The 19,553-nt window shown below is 50.9% G+C and carries 19 protein-coding genes; 11 read left to right on the top strand and 8 right to left on the bottom strand.

Annotated features, from left to right (window positions below):
• The first annotated feature begins 2 nt into the window (after window positions 1-2).
• Together DSZ37_RS10665 and DSZ37_RS10660 are read left to right on the top strand one after the other, a co-directional pair.
• Window positions 3-569, top strand: coding sequence for a haloacid dehalogenase-like hydrolase (locus DSZ37_RS10665; RefSeq protein ID WP_109726894.1), 567 nt, complete (start codon window positions 3-5; stop codon window positions 567-569).
• A gap of 140 nt (window positions 570-709) precedes the next feature.
• Window positions 710-1,465: a hypothetical protein gene (locus DSZ37_RS10660; protein WP_242978617.1), complete on the top strand. Its 756-nt coding sequence runs from the start codon at window positions 710-712 to the stop codon at window positions 1,463-1,465.
• A gap of 84 nt (window positions 1,466-1,549) precedes the next feature.
• Here DSZ37_RS10660 and DSZ37_RS10655 read toward each other — a convergent pair whose 3' ends face one another.
• Window positions 1,550-2,212 carry a nitroreductase family protein gene (locus DSZ37_RS10655; RefSeq protein WP_109726892.1) on the bottom strand — a complete coding sequence of 221 codons (663 nt, stop codon included), beginning with the start codon at window positions 2,210-2,212 and terminating at the stop codon, window positions 1,550-1,552.
• A gap of 167 nt (window positions 2,213-2,379) precedes the next feature.
• On the opposite strand from DSZ37_RS10655, the gene DSZ37_RS10650 reads away from it, so the two are divergent.
• The 7 genes from DSZ37_RS10650 to DSZ37_RS10620 all read left to right on the top strand — a co-directional run bounded on the left by DSZ37_RS10650 (window position 2,380) and on the right by DSZ37_RS10620 (window position 10,710).
• Window positions 2,380-3,486 (top strand): flavodoxin, encoded by a 1,107-nt coding sequence (locus tag DSZ37_RS10650; RefSeq protein ID WP_109726891.1) that lies wholly within the window; start codon window positions 2,380-2,382, stop codon window positions 3,484-3,486.
• 200 nt (window positions 3,487-3,686) lie between these two features.
• Entirely contained in the window at window positions 3,687-4,253 is a 567-nt protein-coding gene (locus DSZ37_RS10645; protein WP_109726890.1) for an MptD family putative ECF transporter S component, read from the top strand.
• Window positions 4,250-4,933: an energy-coupling factor transporter transmembrane component T gene (locus DSZ37_RS10640; protein WP_109726889.1), complete on the top strand. Its 684-nt coding sequence runs from the start codon at window positions 4,250-4,252 to the stop codon at window positions 4,931-4,933. The genes DSZ37_RS10645 and DSZ37_RS10640 overlap by 4 nt, the downstream gene beginning before the upstream one ends.
• A complete protein-coding gene (locus DSZ37_RS10635) occupies window positions 4,930-6,237 on the top strand; it encodes an ABC transporter ATP-binding protein (RefSeq protein WP_109726888.1) in 1,308 nt (435 codons plus the stop codon). The genes DSZ37_RS10640 and DSZ37_RS10635 overlap by 4 nt, the downstream gene beginning before the upstream one ends.
• Before the next feature lie 4 nt (window positions 6,238-6,241).
• Window positions 6,242-7,222: a helix-turn-helix domain-containing protein gene (locus DSZ37_RS10630; protein ID WP_242978616.1), complete on the top strand. Its 981-nt coding sequence runs from the start codon at window positions 6,242-6,244 to the stop codon at window positions 7,220-7,222.
• A gap of 1 nt (window position 7,223) precedes the next feature.
• Window positions 7,224-8,984, top strand: coding sequence for an ABC transporter ATP-binding protein (locus DSZ37_RS10625; protein WP_109726887.1), 1,761 nt, complete (start codon window positions 7,224-7,226; stop codon window positions 8,982-8,984).
• Window positions 8,977-10,710, top strand: coding sequence for an ABC transporter ATP-binding protein (locus DSZ37_RS10620; protein ID WP_109726886.1), 1,734 nt, complete (start codon window positions 8,977-8,979; stop codon window positions 10,708-10,710). The genes DSZ37_RS10625 and DSZ37_RS10620 overlap by 8 nt, the downstream gene beginning before the upstream one ends.
• A gap of 81 nt (window positions 10,711-10,791) precedes the next feature.
• On the opposite strand, the gene DSZ37_RS10615 is transcribed toward DSZ37_RS10620, so the two are convergent.
• Together DSZ37_RS10615 and DSZ37_RS10610 are read right to left on the bottom strand one after the other, a co-directional pair.
• Window positions 10,792-11,775, bottom strand: coding sequence for an alpha/beta hydrolase (locus tag DSZ37_RS10615; RefSeq protein ID WP_109726885.1), 984 nt, complete (start codon window positions 11,773-11,775; stop codon window positions 10,792-10,794).
• A complete protein-coding gene (locus tag DSZ37_RS10610; RefSeq protein ID WP_109726884.1) occupies window positions 11,772-12,014 on the bottom strand; it encodes a hypothetical protein in 243 nt (80 codons plus the stop codon). The genes DSZ37_RS10615 and DSZ37_RS10610 overlap by 4 nt, the downstream gene beginning before the upstream one ends.
• Window positions 12,015-12,149: 135 nt before the next feature.
• On the opposite strand from DSZ37_RS10610, the gene DSZ37_RS10605 reads away from it, so the two are divergent.
• Both DSZ37_RS10605 and DSZ37_RS10600 read left to right on the top strand, forming a co-directional pair.
• The gene (locus tag DSZ37_RS10605; protein ID WP_109726883.1) at window positions 12,150-13,046 is read left to right on the top strand and encodes a LysR family transcriptional regulator; all 897 of its coding nucleotides are present in this window, start codon (window positions 12,150-12,152) and stop codon (window positions 13,044-13,046) included.
• Between the two features lie 82 nt (window positions 13,047-13,128).
• Window positions 13,129-13,734: a cyclophilin-like fold protein gene (locus tag DSZ37_RS10600; protein ID WP_242978615.1), complete on the top strand. Its 606-nt coding sequence runs from the start codon at window positions 13,129-13,131 to the stop codon at window positions 13,732-13,734.
• Window positions 13,735-13,793: 59 nt separating this feature from the next.
• Here DSZ37_RS10600 and DSZ37_RS10595 read toward each other — a convergent pair whose 3' ends face one another.
• The 5 genes from DSZ37_RS10595 to DSZ37_RS10575 all read right to left on the bottom strand — a co-directional run bounded on the left by DSZ37_RS10595 (window position 13,794) and on the right by DSZ37_RS10575 (window position 19,476).
• Window positions 13,794-15,017 (bottom strand): sensor histidine kinase, encoded by a 1,224-nt coding sequence (locus tag DSZ37_RS10595; RefSeq protein ID WP_109726882.1) that lies wholly within the window; start codon window positions 15,015-15,017, stop codon window positions 13,794-13,796.
• Window positions 15,001-15,702, bottom strand: coding sequence for a response regulator transcription factor (locus tag DSZ37_RS10590; protein ID WP_109726991.1), 702 nt, complete (start codon window positions 15,700-15,702; stop codon window positions 15,001-15,003). The genes DSZ37_RS10595 and DSZ37_RS10590 overlap by 17 nt, the downstream gene beginning before the upstream one ends.
• A 137-nt stretch (window positions 15,703-15,839) precedes the next feature.
• Window positions 15,840-17,102, bottom strand: coding sequence for an ABC transporter permease (locus tag DSZ37_RS10585; RefSeq protein ID WP_109726881.1), 1,263 nt, complete (start codon window positions 17,100-17,102; stop codon window positions 15,840-15,842).
• Window positions 17,068-17,802 (bottom strand): ABC transporter ATP-binding protein, encoded by a 735-nt coding sequence (locus DSZ37_RS10580; RefSeq protein ID WP_109726880.1) that lies wholly within the window; start codon window positions 17,800-17,802, stop codon window positions 17,068-17,070. Before DSZ37_RS10580 ends, DSZ37_RS10585 begins: the two co-directional genes overlap by 35 nt.
• 12 nt (window positions 17,803-17,814) lie before the next feature.
• Complete coding sequence (locus tag DSZ37_RS10575) at window positions 17,815-19,476, bottom strand: biotin/lipoyl-binding protein (protein WP_109726879.1); 1,662 nt, start codon at window positions 19,474-19,476, stop codon at window positions 17,815-17,817.
• Window positions 19,477-19,553: the final 77 nt, after the last annotated feature.

Raw genomic sequence — 19,553 nt, 5'->3', positions numbered from 1 at the left:
AAATGAAGGTATTTGATTTCGACAATACGCTGTACAACGGAGAAAGCGCCGTAGACCTTGCGCTTTTCATGATAAGAAAAAACAAGAGGATAATCCTGTGGCTGCCGAGAATATTCTGGAACCTGCTGAAGTACAAGCTATGCCTTGTGAACAAGGACAGCATGGAGCAGACCATAAACGAGTTCCTGAGGGTGATACTCCGTGATAAAAGGGAGCTTTTCAGACAGACGCGGCAGTTCTGGAAGACCCATTTCCATAAGCTCAACAGGAATATCATCAGCAGGATAGGTCCCGATGACATCATCATATCCGCAGGACCTGATTTTCTGCTGAGAGCTATAAACAAAAAGCTTGGCACACCGCATCTGCTTTGCTCGGAGATAGACTACGAAAGACAGAGTGTGGTATGGCTGAATTTCGGCGGCAACAAGGTGAAGCGATTCAGGGAGCTTTACGGAGATACGGCAATAGACAGCTTCTATACGGACTCCTACAACGATAAAGCTATGATGGATATTTCCGAAAAGGTCTTTCTGGTCAGAAACGGGAAGATAAAGCGGATAAAGTAACAGGTCATTCCTTGACAATCAGCGGAAGTGATGTTATAATGAAAAAGCTTTATATACCGACATTTTATTGACATAAAGGAGAGATCATATGAAGGAACAGGAAACTGTCAAAAAGAAAAAAATGGCCCAAAGTGCTGCTGGTGATACTCATTATCATAGCATTGCTTGCAGGCTTCATCACATTCAACGCCTCAAAGAACATGAAGGTAATGAACAGGACTCTCGATTCGGGAATGGATACCATTTCAAGATACGCAACTGTTACCCCCGTTGACGCAGGGGACTTCTCGCAGATAAAGATATACGGACTTATGAAGTTCAACGTGTCTCAGTACGAGATCAAGGATCTGGGAAACCTTTCCGTAATGACCGTTAATATGGGCTTTATGCAGATGGTCTCATACGTTATAACTCCCTATGAGAAGAATATGCCGCTGCTCTCAATGGACTTCATGTACATAATGGGCAAGCGCAAGGCTTATGCAGAGTTCTATGACCTTGTGCCCGACAAGACCACTCCCGAATATGCAGGCGTGATCGATGCCATGAAGGAGTTTGAGAGCAAGTACAGCAGCCTTGAGGACATATCTACTGAACCTGCATGGTATGACGATCTTATGACCGTAGTCCTCCACAAGGCAGGCAAACGCGCTGATGACGAAAAGATAGAGGAGATGTTCTGTGATGCTATCTCCATATATATGGATCAGGCAAACTCCCTCGAAAAGCTGACACCCGAGGCTCAGGCTGAGAAGCTGGCACTGACTCAGGAATATTCCGACAACCTTATCTCAAAGGGCGGAGTTTCCACAGATGTGTTCAAAAAGGCACTGGGCGAGGAGAAGACCAAGGAGTTCTTCGACAAGGTTTTCTTCGGCACAGAGAGCAGAAAATGAACCGTATAATAAATACGCAAGCCCCTGAGCGATGAGGTATCACTCAGGGGCTTTATCATGCCTTTAAACAGAAAATACGGCAGCTTATCTGCACTTGTGACCCGAAGCCGCTTCAAAATTGTACTTTACGATGCCCAGATCTATCTTGGTCATCATGCCGCTTTTAGTAGTGATAACGGGTTCGTCACCGTCGAGAGTCACGAAAAACTTCTGCTCATTGAGAGCCGTGGGAGCCATCATGGCTGCAATGAGTCCCGTCCTGAACCACTGGGGCATATCATCGCGGGGAACGTCGCAGAGCTTCTCAACGGGCTTTGAGCGGTGCTTTGTGCCCTCGTTGGCACCGTAGCCGATGGCGATAACGCATACCAGCTTTTCATCGGAAGCTACCTCAGCCTGCTGTTTGCGCTTGCCGTAGGTGCCTGCCACCCAGCAGGTATTGAGTCCCATCTGCTGTGCGGCGAGGACTATCTTCTGTCCGTAATAGCCGCAGAGCTCATCGAGATTCTCAAGGGACTTCTTGCCGACTAATGCGATGTAGTTTGTAACGTTGGTGAATTTTCCGTAATGTGCCAGAAAGGTATTGAAGCACATGGGCTCATCGTAGATTATCTGTATCCTGAGTCCGCTCTCATCACAGCATGAGTTTATGAGCTCCGCAAGCCTGTCTCTGTGCTCCTGAGAGATGGGCTTGTTGAGGTACTGCCTTACACTGTGGCGTGAGCTTATTGCTTCCTTGATGTTCATAGGATCCCTCTTTTCTGCAAAAAATGCATTTTTTCTAATTTTAGCACATTTTTGCTGATAATGCAATATGAAAACGTGATTTTTTGTTAGATCCACCGCGATTTTTCGGGAGCTTTCTTGACAGCCGCTGCCGTTGCTGATATAATTGGATAAAAAGGAGTGAAAGCATGGACAAGAGGAGCTTTACTAAAAAAGCAGGCATTGCCGTTGACGTTCTCATGTACCTGATACTGCTGGTGCAGATGCTGTACGTCTTTACGGGGAACACCCTGCACGAATGGCTGGGAATAGGCTTTTTCCTTTGCCTCATAATTCATATTATAATAAAGCGCAAGGTCATCGCAGGAATGTGGAAGGGCGGTAAAAAGTCCGCGGCAAGGCGCTTTTCGGATATAGTTACAGTGCTGCTTTTCCTGTGCATAATAGTGCTCATGCTGAGCAGTATGGGAGTATCAAGACTACTGTTTCAGTGGTTCAGGTTTATGGGCAGCAGCGACCTTCACCGCTATCTGGCAACAGCCGTGCTCACACTTGCGGTAGTACACGGCGGTATGCACGGATATATACGCACGAAGAAAAAGAAGACCGCAGCCTTTCTCATAGCCGCAGGTGCAGCAGCTTCCATAGCCATCGGACTGGCACTGGTGCCATATATGAACAGGCATTTCAGGACAGTGAACGTTGACCGCAGACAGGCTGTCGAGGGCGAAAAGGTGGAATGGAGCGGCAGCAAGCCCCTTGTGGTATACTTCACAAGAGTCGGCAACACCGACTTTGAGGAGGACGTTGACGCAGTTTCGGGAGCCTCTCTCATGCTCTGCGACGGCGAGCTTACAGGCAGCAATTATCTCGTTGCGGAGATGGTATGTGACGCTCTGGACTGCCAAATGGAGGCGATTACCGTGACAGGTAAGAAGTATCCCTCATCTTATGGAGACACAGTGTCGGTGGCAGGCAGGGAGCTTCGTGACAAAGCCCGTCCCGATATAGCTCCTGTGGACGTTTCGGGATATGATGACATTATTCTCGTCTATCCGCTCTGGTGGGGAACGGTCCCCATGCCCGTTGCCACATTTCTTGAGGGCACAGACCTGAGCGGCAAGCACATTTACCTCATTGCTACACAGGGCAGCAGCGGCTTCTCAAAGAGCACAGCCGATATACGGGATATGGCGAAGGGTGCGGATGTAACCGAGGTCATGAGCATCTACTGCGATGACATCCCCACTGCAAGGCAGAGCATTGCCGATGAGCTGAAAAGAATTACCCGATAACACAGGCATTTGCCGCCGCTTACGGAGTTCCGTGAGCGGCGGATTTTTCATTATGGAGCAAAATAATCTTACAGAATGGAGTGAAAAAGACAGAATGGAGTTGCAGAGGGCAGTTCCTCCGTGATATACTGTACTACGGCTGCTGCGGCAGCCATAAATTATGAAGCGATGTTAGAATAATCTAACGGACGGAGGTTTTTATGAAAGGCAAGGATCTCATAAACATAGGAATTTTTTCCGCCATTTATTTTGTGGTGGTCATGGTATTTGCAATGCTGGGATTTATTCCCGTATTCATGCCGCTGCTGGCGGTGCTTGTGCCCATAGTCGGCGGCATACCGTTCATGCTCTTTCTCACAAAGGTAAAGAAGTTCGGCATGATACTCATTATGAGCATTATCATGGGGATCATGATGATACTGACGGGAATGGGCTTCTTCACGGTCATAGTCAGCGCTGTTACGGGACTCTGTGCGGAGCTTATCTACAAAAGCGGACATTACAAGAGCGCCTCAAAGGCAGTTCTCACCCACGGAGTTTTCAGTATGTGGCTTTGGGGCAACTATCTGCCGCTGTTCTTCATGGCTGATAAGTACTGGTCGACCCGTCAGGATTTCGGTCAGGACTACATTGACGCCCTCACAAAGCTAATGCCCATGTGGATGTGTCCCGTACTGCTTGTGACTGCATTCATCTGCGGTATCATCGGCGGACTTCTCGGCAAGGCACTGATGAAGAAGCACTTCGCCAAGGCAGGTATAGTATGATAAAGCTTGACCCGAGGACGAAGCTGCTGCTCCTTCTGGCGGAGGCAGTCATAGTTCTCGGCGGACTGGGCGGCAGCAATGCGGAGCCCTTCAAGACTGTGTTCATGGCACTGCCGTTTCTGCTGCTGTTCAGTGTGAAGAAGGTCAGGACAGCCTTCATCGGCGGTTTGCTGCTCGGACTGGGGCTGGGGGCTGTATATCTTCCCACAGGGGGCAGGGGCACGATAATACTGCTTATGTGCAGCGGCATACTCACAAGGTTCGTGCCGAGCATAATGATGGGAAACTATGTCATGAGCAGCACAAAGGTCAGCGAATTTACGGCGGCAATGGAGCGTATGCACGTTACTCCGAAGATAACCATCCCCATGGCGGTAATGTTCAGATTTTTCCCCACGGTAAAGGAGGAGTGCTCCGCTATCGGCGAGGCTATGAGGATGAGGGATATCCGCTTCGGCGGCAGCAAGGTCATGCAGATGGCGGAATACCGCCTTGTTCCCATGATGACCTGTTCCGTGAAGATAGGTGAGGAGCTGTCGGCAGCGGCGCTCACAAGGGGACTGGGTTCACCTGTGAAGCGGACAAATGTGTGCAGGATAGGCTTCCATGCTGCGGATATAGTCATGTTTCTGCTGTGTGCGGCAGCGCTGGGGTGGATAATATGGAGGTCGGTGACATGACGGAACTGAAAGATGTAAGCTTCAGCTATGCAGCGGCTCCGGAAAAGGGCTGCATAAAGCATATGGACCTCACTGTCCCCGACGGGCAGTTCCTGCTGCTGACAGGGGGCTCGGGCTGCGGAAAATCCACGGTGATAAGGCTGCTGAACGGGCTGGTTCCCCACTTCTTCGAGGGGGAGCTCTCGGGTGATGTGCTCATTGACGGCAGGTCCGTCCCGAAAATGGAGCTCTACGAGACTGCTGCCATGCAGGGAACGGTTTTCCAGAATCCGAGGGCGCAGTTTTTTACTGTGGATACAGCGGGAGAGCTGGCGTTCGGCTGTGAAAATCAGGGGATTCCCGAGGCAGAGATACTGTCGCGCATAGACAGGACAGTGGAGCGCTTCCGCATAGCCGACCTCATGGACAGGAACATTTTTGCCATGTCAGGGGGCGAAAAGCAGAAGATAGCCTGCGCATCGGTGGACACAGCTCAGCCGCCGCTGATACTCCTTGACGAGCCATCCGCAAATCTGGACTACGCCTCTACCATGAAGCTGAGAGAGATAATAAAGCTGTGGAAGGCTGAGGGCAGGACCATAATCGCGGCGGAGCACCGTCTTTACTACCTGTGGGACATTGCCGACAGGGCGCTGCTCATACGTGACGGCTCCATAGCCGAGGACTGGAGCAGGGCTGATATGGATGCCATGACAAATGAAAAGCTGGCAAAGCACGGGCTGCGGTCGATACACGACACCGACCCTGCCGCAATAGAGCGCTCATGCAGCCGCGGAGAGGTATTCAGCGTAAAGCCGCATAAGAGGTTCACCTTTCCCACGGAGATACCACTCCATGAGATAACTGCTGTTGTCGGCAGGAACGGCGCAGGAAAGACTACCTTTCTCAGGCATATGTGCAGGAGCGCAAGGCGTTCACGGCGCATATTCATGGTCATGCAGGACGTTGACCACCAGCTGTTCACGGACAGCGTGCTTGAGGAGGTGCTCATAAGTCTGCCCGATGAGGACGAAGGAAAAGCAAGGGAGATACTCCGCAGCCTTGACCTTGAGGACTATGCAGACCGCCATCCCATGAGCCTTTCCGGCGGTCAGAAGCAGCGTGTGGCTATTGCCTGTGCAGCTGCTTCGGGGAGGGATATACTCCTCTTTGACGAGCCCACCAGCGGTCTTGACTATGAGCATATGCAGCAGACCGCGCAGCTTTTCGGTGAGCTCAGGGAGCAGGGGAGAACTATCCTCGTAGTAACACATGACAGCGAGCTCATCGAAGCCTGCTGTACAAATATAATGCGACTGGAGTGAGAAAATGGATAAACCGCTTTACTATATGCTTGACAATCTGAATACGCTTTACAAATGCTCCAATGTCTATCAGGTGGCAGCAGATGAGAACTGCCGCGTGCTGAAGGTGACGGGAAGTGACGGAGAGGGCTTCATGACGCTGTATCAGGTGTTTCAGGGAGTGTATCTCATGTACGATGACTTTCATATGAAGTTCTGCGCCTCTGACTATCAGGCGGCGGATACACTTCTCTGTATCGACCACTGCCGCGAGGGCAGGATCGAGCACGAGTCGGGACACGGCATACGCTACTGCATGGAGCCGGGGGATGTGAGGATAGACAGGCGAGTCCATCACAAGGGCATGGTACATATGCCGCTCTGCCACTATCACGGCATAACTGTCGGATTTCAGACTGACCTTGCCGAGATAGCCATGAAAAAGGAGCTGCCTGCATTTGATATTGACATAAGGGGATTAGCGGAAAAGTTCTGTCCCGATGACAGGGAGTGCCTTATCAGGGACGATGAGGGACTGAACCGCGTTTTCATGCAGCTCTACAACGTAAACGAAAGACTTGGGATAGATTATTTCAGACTGAAGGTCATAGAGCTCCTCATGTGCCTGAAAGCACTTTCACCCGAGGATTTCAGCATTGACAGGCAGTATTTTTCGGCAGCTCAGGCGGAGAAGGTCAAGGTAGTACATGACCTGATAACCGCTCACCCCGAAAGGAACTATACCATAGACGAGCTGGCAAAGATATGCGGACTGCCATCTGCAACCATGAGACGATGCTTCAAGGGAATGTACGGAAGTCCCGTTTATCAGTTCATAAAGGGCTATCGTATGCAGTATGCCGCAGACCTGCTCTTGTCGGACAGAGAGCGGCATATCGCGGATATAGCCCAGAGCGTGGGATATGACAACGCCTCGAAATTCTCGGCGGCGTTTCGCGGAGTAATGGGAGTAACTCCGCAGAAATACAGAAAAGGAGGAGAATGATATGGGAAAGGACAATAACCATTCATTCCGCTGGCTGCTTAGTCAGTCGGGGAGCAGAAAGAACCGCTTTATCGCCAGTGTCATACTTGCGGCACTGAGCACACTGTGCGGCATAGCTCCCTATTATTTCATAGCAAGGATAGTGAGGATGCTGCTGGACGGCAGCTCGGACAAGGGAGCATACATACTCAACTGTGTTATCATACTCCTGCTGTGGCTGGGACACGCGCTGTTCCATGCCGTTTCCACGGCAAATTCTCATGTAGGCACGTTCCATGTGCTTGCGGTCATACGCAAGAAGGCTCTTGACAAGCTGGCGAAAATGCCGCTGGGAGATGTTATATCAAAGCCCTCGGGCTCGCTGAAAAACATCATAGTGGAGCGCATCGACAGCATTGAGCCCACCCTCGCCCATGTGCTTCCCGAATTCACAACGGGCATAGGCGCACCCGTCGTAGTCATGATATATGTGTTCATGATCAGCTGGAAGCTGGGACTTGCGGCACTTATAACCGTACCGCTTGGTATGCTGTGCTATATGCTCATGATGTTCGGCTATGAGCAGAACTACAAGCGCTGCGTCAACGCTACAAAGGCGCTGAACGACGTTTCCATGGAGTATATAAACGGTATCGAGGTGATAAAGGTATTCGGCAAGTCCGAGAGCAGCTACGCGAAATTTGCAGCTGCTGCAAAGGAGTGCGCCGCCAGCTTCATTGACTGGATGAGAAAGTGCAGCGTGTACATGACCTTTGCCATGAGCATAATGCCCGCAACTATGGTGGCTGTTCTGCCAATTGGCGGAATAATGGCTATCCACGGTACTATCAACGCTGCGGACTTCATCACCGTCATAGTCATGACCGTTGGACTTATCGAGCCACTCATAGGCGTAATGTCCTACTCCGACGATATCGCTCAGATGAGCACCATTGTAGGAGAGGTGAGACAGATAATCGACGCTCCCGAGATGGAGCGCCCCGATACACTGACAAAGGTTCCTCAGAGCAGCGATATCGTTCTTGACGATGTTCACTTCGGCTACGGCGAGAAGGAGATACTCCACGGAGTCTCCATGAACATAAAGACAGGCGACTTCATAGCGCTGGCAGGTCCCTCGGGAAGCGGCAAGTCCACTATCGCAAGGCTTATAGCAGGACTGTGGGACGTTGGCTCGGGAAGCCTCTCTCTCGGCGGCATCGATATCAGGGAGATACCGCTGGAGGACTACTCCGACAGGATAGCCTATGTATCGCAGGACAACTACCTCTTTGACCTGTCCGTAAGGGATAATATCCGCATGGGCAGAACAGACGGCACAGCTTCCGACGAGGAGGTTGAGAATGCCGCAAGACAGAGCGGCTGTCACGAGTTCATTATGGGGCTGGAAAACGGCTATGACACCATCGTGGGCAACTCAGGCGGTCACCTGTCGGGAGGCGAGCGTCAGCGTATCGCCATTGCGAGGGCAATGCTGAAAAATGCAGACGTTATCATCCTTGACGAGGCAACTGCCTACACAGACCCCGAGAATGAGGCAGTCATTCAGGAGTCTGTGGCGAAGCTGGTAAAGGGCAAGACCCTTATTGTTATCGCTCACCGCCTCTCCACCATCAAGGACGCAGACCGTATCTATGTCATAAAGGACGGAGCTGTGGCTGAGAGCGGCACACATGATGAGCTCCTTGAAAATCACTCGGTATACGAAAAGATGTGGAAGGCTCATATGGCTTCCAGAGACGGAGGTGAGGACAATGTTTAAGATACTGAAAAACTTCTTCGACTTCTGCACGGCGGAGGACAGGAGAAAATTCTATCTGTCCATATTTCTCAGCTTTGTGCAGGCGCTTTTCGAGGCGATGAAGATACCTGCCATAGGAGTCATGGTAAAGGCTCTCATTGAGAACAATGTAACGGGAAAGACCTGCCTTATCTGTCTTGGCATAATGCTTGTGAGCGTTATCGGCTCGGGCATAGTCAAGACCAAGTCCACCATGCTCCAGACAGAGGGCGGATACAGCACCTGCGCCGGAAAGCGTATGGAGATAGCCGAGCATCTGCGCTATCTTCCCATGGGCTACTACAACGCAAACAGCCTCGGCAGGATAATGTCCGTAGCCACAAACACCATGCAGAGCCTTGAAAACGTGGCAACAAGAGTGGTAATGATAGTTTGCTCGGGCATAGTCACCACAGCTGTCATCACCGTGATGATACTCATATTCGACTGGCGCATAGGACTTGTGCTCTGCTTCGGACTGGCACTGTTCTTTGCTGTGAACAGTGCCATGATGAATGCCTCCGCGGCAATGTCAAAGCAGAAGGTGGAGAAGGACTCCGCCCTTGTGGCAAGAGTTATCGAGTACATACAGGGCATTGCCGAGGTCAGGGCTTACCGCCTTACGGGAAGCCAGAGCCGTCAGCTCAACAAGGCTATCGACGAGAATGAGAATGCCAATATCGCCATGGAGGTAAAGCTCATACCCTTTATGACTGTCCAGAGCTTCATACTGAAGGCTGTGGGAACTCTCATAACCCTTGCATCACTTCTCCTTTATCTCGGCGGCACAATGGAGCTTCTCACCTGTCTGATAATGATAATCAGCTCATACATCATCTACGCACAGCTTGACACCGCAGGAAAGTACTCCGCACTGCTGAGAACAGTTGACGTTTGCGTCAGAAATGCACAGGAGATACTTGACACTCCACAGATGGACATAAACGGCGAGAATGCCGTTCCGTCAAGCTGCGACATCAGCGCCGAGAATATAGGCTTTGCCTATGAGGAGCGCAGGATAATCGACGGTATCTCCCTCGATATCCCCGAAAAGACCACCACTGCCATCGTGGGGCCCTCGGGCGGCGGCAAGACCACTCTTGTGAATCTGCTGTCGCGTTTCTGGGATGTTGACGAGGGCAGAGTTACTCTCGGTGGACGGGACGTAAGAGAATACAGCATGGATGCGCTTATGCGGAATTACAGCTTTGTATTCCAGAGGGTATACCTTTTCCATGATACCATCGCCAACAATATACGCTTCGGACAGCCCGATGCTCCTATGGAAGCCGTTATCGAGGCGGCAAAAAAGGCTTGCTGTCACGACTTCATATCGGCACTTCCCGAGGGCTACGACACTGTCATCGGCGAGGGCGGAGCAAGTCTCTCGGGCGGCGAAAAACAGCGTATATCCATTGCAAGAGCCATTATGAAGGACTCTCCCATCATCGTTCTGGATGAAGCGACTGCAAATGTAGACCCCGAGAACGAGGCAGAGCTCATGCAGGCAGTCGAGGCTCTCACAAAGGAAAAGACCATCATAATGATAGCACACCGACTGAAAACCGTCCGCAATGCCGACCGCATACTTGTTGTCGACCGCGGCAGGATAGTACAGCAGGGCACTCACGATGAGCTCATGGCTCAGGAGGGCATTTACCGCGGCTTCATTCAGGGACGCGAAAAGGCTGTGAGCTGGAAGCTCTGACAGAAAACATGATATAGCATAAATAAAAGGTCTCCGCACTGCAAAGCGCAGTACGGAGACCTTAGCCTTTAGGGGTGGAAATTATCTGAGATACTGAGTGTAGAAGGACTCTATCTTATCAAAGGGGATAGCGTCCTTGCCGCCGCCGTCATAGAGGTCTGTGTGGACAGCTCCCTCAACAACGAGGAGCTCCTTGTTGTCGCCTGTGAGCTTCTTGAAGGCGTCCTCACTGAAATAGCGTGAATGAGCCTTTTCGCCGCATACCACAAGAACTGCCGAGCGTATCTCGTCGGAGTAGGCAAGTATGGGCATATTTATGAATGACAGCGATGAGGTCTTGTTCCAGCCGCCGTTGGAGTTCAGCGAGCGCGGGTGATAGCCTCTGTCGGTCTTGTAGTAGGAGTGGTAGTCCTTTACGAAGAAGGGCGCGTCATCGGGGAGGGGGTCAACTACTCCGCCGCCAAGCTCATATTCACCTGCGGCGTAGTCCTTGATACGCTGCTGATTGAGAGCCTGCTTCATGGCGAAACGCGCGTCAGCACTGTCTGCTTCGTCAAAGTAGCCCTTTGCGTTCACACGGGTCATATCGTACATGGTAGAGGAAACAGTTGCCTTTATGCGTGTATCTATGGCAGCAGCATTTATAGCCATGCCGCCCCAGCCGCAGATACCCAGTATGCCTATGCGTTCGGGGTCAACGTTTTCCTGAAGTGAGAGGAAGTCCACAGCCGCGCAGAAGTCCTCGGTATTTATATCGGGGGAGGCGACATATCTGGGCTGACCGCCGCTCTCGCCTGTGAATGAGGGGTCAAAGGCAATGGTGAGAAAGCCGCGCTCTGCAAGGGTCTGTGCGTAGAGTCCCGAGCATTGCTCCTTTACAGCGCCAAAGGGACCGCATACAGCTATGGCAGCCAGCTTTCCCGAAGCATTCTTGGGCATATACATATCAGCCGCAAGGGTAATGCCATAGCGGTTGTGGAAGGTTATCTTCTTGTGTTCTGTCTTGTCGGACTTGGGGAAGGTCTTGTCCCATTCCTGAGTGAGAGTGAGCATTTCATCTTTCATTTCTGTATACCTCCGTTTTTATCCAGTGTGTAGGTGAAATAATCGAGACAGTCTATCTGCCTGTTACAGCTGTGAACGGTGTCCAGCAGCTGCCTGCGGTATTCGCTGATGAGCCTGTATGCAGCGGTGATATCATTATTGTCAATGAGCGTCATGCACTTTTCGATGGTGCTTTTGTCCATGCCTGCGTCGGCAAGGTTCTGCCTTGCTGCTGAGATAGCGGCGGTGCTGTCTGTCATGTCGTTCACCTCCTGTAACTAAAGTCTAACACAGTCTCGGCAAAATTGCAAATACTTTATATCTAAACCACATTATGCTTGACAGGCATATCACAGAAATGGTATAATTTCATTATAAAAACGGAGGTGCAGTCTATGGAGATACGAGTATTACGCTATTTTCTTGCCATCGCAAGAGAGGGCAGCATAACAAATGCTGCCAATTATCTTCATGTTACCCAGCCCACACTGTCAAGGCAGATAAAGGAGCTGGAGGAGGAAGTGGGGCAGAAGCTCTTTATCCGCGGCAGCCATAACATGAAGCTGACGCAGGAAGGCTTTATCCTGCGTAAACGCGCAGAGGAGATAGTTTCCATGGTGGACAAGACCGAGGCGGAGTTCCGCTCCATGGAGAGCACCGTGGCTGGGGACATATACATCGGCGGCGGTGAGACCAGAGCCATAAGCTATATCGCCGATGTGGTCAGAGAGCTTCGGGAGAAGTATCCCGATATAAAGTATCACCTCCACAGCGGCAACGAGGCTGACGTTACCGAGCGCCTTGACAGGGGGCTCATCGACTTCGGCATACTCGTACAGCCTGCGGACCTTACCAAGTACGACTGCCTGCACCTGCCTGCGGAGGACATATGGGGAGTTGTCATGCGAAAGGACTCACCCCTTGCGGAGAAGCCGTCCATAACAAGGCAGGACCTGCGTGAGCTTCCGCTGATTCTTTCCCGACAGGCAATAGCAGGCAGGAAAGAGGACAATGAGTTCATCAACTGGTTCGGCAGTGATTTTGACAAGCTCAACATTGTCACCACCTTCAATCTCATGTATAACGCGGCTATTATGGTGGAGGCAGGTATTGGCTACGCCGTTGGTATCGACGGTATCACCAATACCGATGTGAACAGTTCGCTGTGCTTCCGCCCTCTTGAACCGAGGATGACCGCAGGTCTGGATGTTATCTGGAAGAAGTATCAGGTGTTCACTCCTGCTGCGGAGCTGTTTTTGCAGCGCTTGCAGGAGCGATATGCCTCTGAGTAATATCATGTAATTCAGAATAGGTATTTGCAATATCAGCTTTTGTGTGTTATGATAAAGATACGGAAAGGAGCTGATCTGCATTATGAAACGGACGTTAAAGATAACAGCTGTATCTGTTATCGCCGCAGCTGCGGTGCTTACGGGAATAACAGCCGCAGGAGCTGCAAAGAAGAATAAATACACAGGGGATGATCTCAGTTCGATGCAGGATCATCTCCTCGGAAAGACACCTGCTGCGGAGGGGGCGGACTACGACGCCGATAACGACGGCGAATGGACATCTCTCGACCTGTGCATAATGAGAAAGGAGGCTGCGGAAGCCATGAACGAGAAGTCTTGTATAACCATAGAAGTGAACGGGCATACTCTCACGGCGGAGCTTGCTGACAACGAAGCCACAAGGGCTCTGGCGGAGCTGGCAGAGGAGGGCTTCACGGCAAAGCTCAATGAGTACGGCGGCTTTGAGAAGGTAGGAAAACTGCCACAGTCTCTGCCAAAATCGGACGAGCGCATTACCACCGAGGCAGGGGACATCATGCTCTATCAGGGAAATCAGATGACCATATTCTACGGCTCCAACACATGGAGCTATACAAAGCTGGGACACATTACGGGAGTCTCTCAGCAGGAACTGAAGGACATCTTCGGCAGCGGTGATGTCACCGTGGAGATATCCCTGAACAAGTGAATGAAATACATAACGGCGCACATCGGCAGGGGAGAGCCACTGCCTTTGTGCGCCTTTTTTCAAGCCCTGTGAAGGACTATCTCATACATTGTTTTCATACGTCCCTCAGGGTCATCTGCGAGGGAGATGGTACCGTTATGTGCCTCAACAATCTTGCGGCTGATAGCGAGACCCAGTCCCGAACCCTTTGTGCCTGTTCGGGATTTGTTGCCCACCACGAAGGGCTCGAAGATGGTCTTTCTCAGCTCCTCGGGGATACCTCTGCCGTTGTCACCGATATTGATGATGATATCGCTGCCCGACTCCTTCATAGCGGCATATATGGCAGTTCCCGGGGGATTATGCCTGTACGAGTTTGTGATGAGGTTCTCGAAAACGCGGCTGAGCTGCTTATGGTCGAAGCTGAACATTATCTCCTCGTCGGGAAGTTCGGCTTCCAGTTCAAAGCCTGCAAGCTCCAGATCCTGATACTTCATGGCGAGGTAGCTCCGCAGGTATTCGCAGAGGTCGCCCTCCTCCATATTGAAGTCGAAATGGGGATGCTCCAGCTTGCTGTACTCATGGAGGGTGTTTACCAGCTCTGCAACTGTCTCCGACTTACGGCATATGCTGTCCAGATACTTCCGCTTTGTGTCATCGTCGACGATATCGTCACTTATAGCCTTTGCATAGCCCTGCATGACGGTTATGGGAGTCTTGATATCGTGGGAGATATCCGCGATCATCTGTCTCTGCTCGTCCTCAAGCTGTTTCCGCTCCTCCTCGCTGGTTTTGAGCTTCTCCATGAGGCGGTTATAGCTTCCGCAGATGTTGTTGAACTCCTTTATCTTTGAGTTTATCTCTGACAGCTCGTTATTGACGAGAGCCGACTGTGAGAAGTGCTCAAGAGCCTGATCCAGCTTTTTCAGCTCCTTTGAGAGCCGTATTATGATCTTTATACCGAACAGGATAATGATGATTATGACAAAGATATAGAGCGATAGTGTGGCGTAGCTGCTGAATAATGCCATTTTCATGTTCAGCTTTCGGTAAAGCTCGGAATATGCGGGCTCATAATGCATAATGCCGGTCACAAGATAATCCTCTTCAAACGCCTTTTCTTCTTCTTTCGTGGCATCGGGAAATACTTCAAAGTATACAGACTTTATTTGTTTCTTGGCAAAGTGATCATAGGTAATGTTTATCATATCAATGGAGAAAAGTATGATCACCAGCATTGCCAGCAGATTGCCGAGGATATAGATCACCAGACTGCTTTTGGGCTTTTTATTTCTTTTTTTCAATTTTGTATCCCAGTCCTCTCACTGTTTTTATGTATGTGGGGGATTTGCTGTTATCGCCCAGCTTGTCGCGGAGCTTTGAGATATGCACCATCATGGTGTTGTCGTCGGTCTCATAGAAATCGCCGTTGATGCGCTGATATATCTGCGCCTTTGTGAATACCATGCCCGGCTTTTCCATAAAGAGGGACAGTATCTTGAATTCGGTAGGGGTCAGCATTATCTCCTCGCCGTTTTTATAGAGTATGAACTTTTTGGTATCCAGCTTCAGCTCGCCCACTGTGAGCATATCGCCGTTTTCCTCGGCGGCGGAGCTGTCCAGCTTGTACTTCCTGCGCAGATTTGACTGTATTCGGGCGATGACCTCCAGCGGATTGAAGGGCTTGGTGATATAGTCATCGGCGCCGATGTCAAGCCCCAGTATCTTATCGCTGTCCGCATTCATGGCGGAGAGTATGATTATGGGGATATTGCTTATCTCGCGTATCTTTTTTGTGAGTTCATAGCCGTTTATCACAGGCATCATGATATCCAGCAGGGCAAGGTCGGGCTTTTCCGAAAGCATGAGCTCATAGGCTTCGCTTCCGTCGTATGCGCTGACCACCTCAAAGCCCGAGTTCACAAGGTACAGCCTGAGCACCTCCTGAATATCGGTGTCGTCCTCGGCAACGAGTATCTTATATGTCATAGGGAATTCCTCACTTCCGTATATGTCAGAATGAGGCCACTTCATGAAAGTGACCTCTATTGAGCGCATTGACACAGTTATCAATGCTGTATATGTATTATATCATGGAAATCAAGTTTTTGCAACGTAAAGAGTTATCATTCGTATCTCAGGGCGTCTATGGGATTCATTTTAGCGGCCTTGCTTGCAGGATAGTATCCGAAGAATAATCCGAACAGCATTGAGAAGCCAACGCTGATGATTATGGAGGATGCCTCGGCGCTGCCGCTTATGCCCATGAGAGAGCTCATGAGCTTGCCCAGCAGGAGACCTGTCCCCACTCCTACTGTACAGCCAAGCATACATATCATAATAGCCTCGATGAGAAACTGTGTGCGGATATTTCCGTTTGTAGCGCCCAGCGCCTTGCGGGTGCCTATCTCTCTTGTCCTCTCGGTTATGGACACCACCATGATGTTCATGACGCCGATACCGCCTACTACGAGGGATATTGCGGCGATAGCCATGAGCACCAGCTTCATGATGCTGATTATCATAGCCACGGAGTCCAGAGCCTCCTGAAGTACCAGCACATCTGCCTTGTAAGCGTCATTGTCCTTGTAGAACTCGGTGTTGATATAGTTTTCAAGGTCTTTTTCAAGCTTGTTGAGATCAGTGTCCTTTTTGGCAAGGGCACAGAAGTCTGTGAAGCAGCTCTCCGCGACAGGCTTCTGTGAAGCGTTATCGTATGGTACGAAAGCAGGCTCGCCTGTTGAGCCGAACAGCATATCCTGCATCATCGACTCCTTCTCCTTGTGGTAGACGCCTACGACAGTGTAGTTGAAGAAGCTGTTGTCCTTGCGGCATTCGAGGGTCTTGCCGAGGGCGTTTTCGGTGCTCCCGTAGAGCATTTCCGCCTTCTTGTCGGGGAGCATTATCACTGACTTTCCCGAGCTGTATTCCTCGGCAGTTATCGCCCTGCCTGCAGCTATATTTATGGTGCCTTTCATTTTCAGACCGCAGGGATTTATGCCGCAGATGTTGATGTCATTGCTGCCTGTTTTCATGGTACCGAGGTCGTATGACATGATTATGCCCTCGAGCCTGTCCGAGAATTTATCCTGAAGCTTCTCAAAGGTCTTAACATTATATTGGTCGGAGTTTCGCATCTCTCTCACGCTGTCATCGTAGTTCTGCTCGTCATTGATGTCATCCTGTCCTTTCTGTATAAGGAAGAAGTATACCCGACGGGACTCGGGGCTGCTCATGGTATCCACGGTATAGCGCTTCATTCCGTTGCCCAGTATCATTATGGTGATGACGGCAGCTATACCTATGACTATACCCAGTGTAGTCAGCAGGGAGCGCATTTTGTTGGCTTTCAGCTCATTGAGTGCAAGGAGAATATTGTCTTTCAGCATAAGCGCTGCCCCTCCTTTCGGAAATGATCCTGCCGTCCATAAGGGTGAGGACTCTTTCTGTTTTCTCAGCCAGCTCGTTCGAGTGGGTGATGAGGATAATAGTTATGCCCTTTTCGCGGTGGAGCTTATGGAAAAGGTCCATTATCATGCGTCCTGTTGATGAGTCGAGAGCGCCTGTGGGCTCGTCTGCGAGGATGATTGAGGGCTCATTTGCCAGAGCACGGGCAATGGCTACACGCTGCTTCTGACCGCCCGAAAGCTCATCGGGAGTGTGCTTCATTCTCTCCTTCATGCCCACCATTTCCAGCAGCTCTGCTGCCCTTTTCTTTCGTGAGCGGCTTCCCATACGGGCATACATCATTGGCAGCTCCACATTTTTCAGTGCGGAGTTTCGCGGTATGAGGTTGTAGGTCTGGAAAACGAAGCCGATCTCCCTGTTGCGTATGTGAGAGAGCTCTCCGTCCTTAGCGGAGCAGATATCCGTGCCGTTGAGGGTATACGAGCCGAGGGAGGGGCGGTCCAGAGCACCGATGATATTCATGAGTGTGGATTTGCCAGAGCCTGAAGCTCCCACTATGGACACAAATTCGCCCCTGTTGACTGTCAGGTCTATGCCGTGAAGTATCTCCAGCTCATTGGGAGTCCCCACATAGAAGCGCTTGTATATGTTTTTAAGGTCGATGACCGTATTTCTGTTCATGCTGCACCCCCATCAATAGAACAGTTCTGAGCCGCTGTTCTTATCGCTGTCGGATGGAACGATGACCTTTGTATCCTCGGTTATGCCGCTGCCCGATATCTCTGTGTAGTAGTCGTTGCTTATACCGGTTTCCACGGCGACCTTTTCAGAGTTCTTGCCGTCTGTGGAGATGTTTATGTAGCTGCTGCCGTCAGTGTCGGTGATGATGCAGTTATCGGGAACAGCCAGCACATCGGACTTTTCCGCGGTGATTATATTCAGCTTGGCAGTCATACCGATACGAAGCCCTTCGGGCTGAAGGATGAAGTCTGCCTTTAGCGCATAGTCAGTTGTACTTGCATTTCCGCCGGGTTCCGTAAGAGAAGGCTGGCTCGGAGTAGGTGCCACGAAGCTGAGCTTTCCGCTGTAAACATCATGGCTGACAGCACTGACAGTTATCTCCGTGTTCTGATCCTTGCTCAGCTTGGCGATATCGAACTGGTCTGCCGATGCGGAAACGATAAAGCTGCTGTCGTCTTGTACAACAGCAATAGCGCCTCCGCTGTACAGTTCGCCGTCCTTTACATTGACGGCAGTTATAATACCATCGCAGTCCGCTCTTACTGTGCATTCCCCGATACTGCGTTTCAGCTCCGCAACTTTGCGCGTTGGCTCTGACAGCATATCCTCTGCGGATAAGCCTGTTGTTTTGAGCACATCCGCTTTTGCGGCAATATCCCCTGAAATGGTCTCATCTGTATCGGCTTTTGCATCTGATGCAGATGACACAGCTGTCCTTGCTTCATCTGCGAGACGGTCTGCGGCGGAAAGAGCGCTTTTCAGCTCCTTTTCCTCTATTATGGCGTCGGACAGCTCGCCTGAGTATTTCTGTGCTGCTGCGGCAAGCTCTTTTGCATGAGCCTGTGCCTCTGCAAGAGCATCGGCGGCATCATCGGCAGCCGATGACGCCCTGTCACAGGCTTCCTTAGCGGCAGCTGTCTCCTCGGGAGAAGCTCCCTCGTCGGCAGTCAGTCTGTCGAAGTCGGCTTTCAGAGCTGCGTATTCTGACTTTGCGGCGTCGGAGGCAGCTTTCAGCTCCGCAGCGTATGCTGCTGCCTCCTCAGCCTGCTGAGCAGCCTGTTCGGTCAGCCCTGACTTGTATATCCTGTCATTCACAGCGTTATTGTAGCTGTCGGAGGTCTCCTGCTGCTGAGCAAGAGCCTTGCTGTACGAGTCCTTTGCCTCTGAGACCAGACGGCTGCTCCTTGCGGTCTTTTCAGCCTTGTCCGAGACTGCATTGTCATACATTCGCTGAGCAGCTTTGAGGTCGATGTCATTTCTTGCGGCAGTATTCTCCAGCTGTTTTTCCGCTGCTGAGAGCTGCTCCTGAAGGTCCTTATCGTCAAGGACGGCGATAACGTCGCCTTTTTTCACTCTGTCGCCCACCTTGACCTTTACTTCTCTGACCTTGGTGTTTACGGCATTGCTGCTGACAGAGGAGACATTGCTGCTGCCGACGGTGCCGGAAACGGTAACGTACTGCTTTATGTCCATTCTCTCAACGGCAACTGTATGCTGAGCGGCAGCAGTTTCGGGTGCTGACCCGAAAGCGCTGTATACCGCCATACCTCCCAGTGATAATGCGGCAGCTCCGCATATGCATATAACAGCTGTTCTTGCTTTATGTTTTCCCATTTCATATCCCTCCGTGGTTTGTTGTTATGAGCATATTATAAACCGCTAATCTGTATTTCCGCTTCATGTAATCTTAA

Source organism: Ruminococcus flavefaciens (assembly GCF_900116855.1).
Taxonomy (GTDB): Bacteria; Bacillota; Clostridia; order Oscillospirales; family Ruminococcaceae; genus Ruminococcus; species Ruminococcus flavefaciens_R.
Note: the sequence above shows the minus strand (reverse complement) of the source record. Positions and strands in the feature narration are given on the sequence as shown.

What these genes read in the sequence shown, in the direction of transcription:
- DSZ37_RS10615 (WP_109726885.1), bottom strand. Translation starts at nt 11,775, where the DNA reads ATGAAAGATGAAATGCTCACTCTCACTCAGGAATGGGACAAGACCTTC.
- DSZ37_RS10605 (WP_109726883.1), top strand. Translation starts at nt 12,150, where the DNA reads ATGGAGATACGAGTATTACGCTATTTTCTTGCCATCGCAAGAGAGGGC.
- DSZ37_RS10630 (WP_242978616.1), top strand. Translation starts at nt 6,242, where the DNA reads ATGGATAAACCGCTTTACTATATGCTTGACAATCTGAATACGCTTTAC.
- DSZ37_RS10625 (WP_109726887.1), top strand. Translation starts at nt 7,224, where the DNA reads ATGGGAAAGGACAATAACCATTCATTCCGCTGGCTGCTTAGTCAGTCG.
- DSZ37_RS10575 (WP_109726879.1), bottom strand. Translation starts at nt 19,476, where the DNA reads ATGGGAAAACATAAAGCAAGAACAGCTGTTATATGCATATGCGGAGCT.
- DSZ37_RS10655 (WP_109726892.1), bottom strand. Translation starts at nt 2,212, where the DNA reads ATGAACATCAAGGAAGCAATAAGCTCACGCCACAGTGTAAGGCAGTAC.
- DSZ37_RS10610 (WP_109726884.1), bottom strand. Translation starts at nt 12,014, where the DNA reads ATGACAGACAGCACCGCCGCTATCTCAGCAGCAAGGCAGAACCTTGCC.
- DSZ37_RS10580 (WP_109726880.1), bottom strand. Translation starts at nt 17,802, where the DNA reads ATGAACAGAAATACGGTCATCGACCTTAAAAACATATACAAGCGCTTC.
- DSZ37_RS10585 (WP_109726881.1), bottom strand. Translation starts at nt 17,102, where the DNA reads ATGCTGAAAGACAATATTCTCCTTGCACTCAATGAGCTGAAAGCCAAC.
- DSZ37_RS10590 (WP_109726991.1), bottom strand. Translation starts at nt 15,702, where the DNA reads ATGACATATAAGATACTCGTTGCCGAGGACGACACCGATATTCAGGAG.
- DSZ37_RS10640 (WP_109726889.1), top strand. Translation starts at nt 4,250, where the DNA reads ATGATAAAGCTTGACCCGAGGACGAAGCTGCTGCTCCTTCTGGCGGAG.
- DSZ37_RS10635 (WP_109726888.1), top strand. Translation starts at nt 4,930, where the DNA reads ATGACGGAACTGAAAGATGTAAGCTTCAGCTATGCAGCGGCTCCGGAA.
- DSZ37_RS10620 (WP_109726886.1), top strand. Translation starts at nt 8,977, where the DNA reads ATGTTTAAGATACTGAAAAACTTCTTCGACTTCTGCACGGCGGAGGAC.
- DSZ37_RS10645 (WP_109726890.1), top strand. Translation starts at nt 3,687, where the DNA reads ATGAAAGGCAAGGATCTCATAAACATAGGAATTTTTTCCGCCATTTAT.
- DSZ37_RS10650 (WP_109726891.1), top strand. Translation starts at nt 2,380, where the DNA reads ATGGACAAGAGGAGCTTTACTAAAAAAGCAGGCATTGCCGTTGACGTT.
- DSZ37_RS10665 (WP_109726894.1), top strand. Translation starts at nt 3, where the DNA reads ATGAAGGTATTTGATTTCGACAATACGCTGTACAACGGAGAAAGCGCC.
- DSZ37_RS10600 (WP_242978615.1), top strand. Translation starts at nt 13,129, where the DNA reads ATGAAACGGACGTTAAAGATAACAGCTGTATCTGTTATCGCCGCAGCT.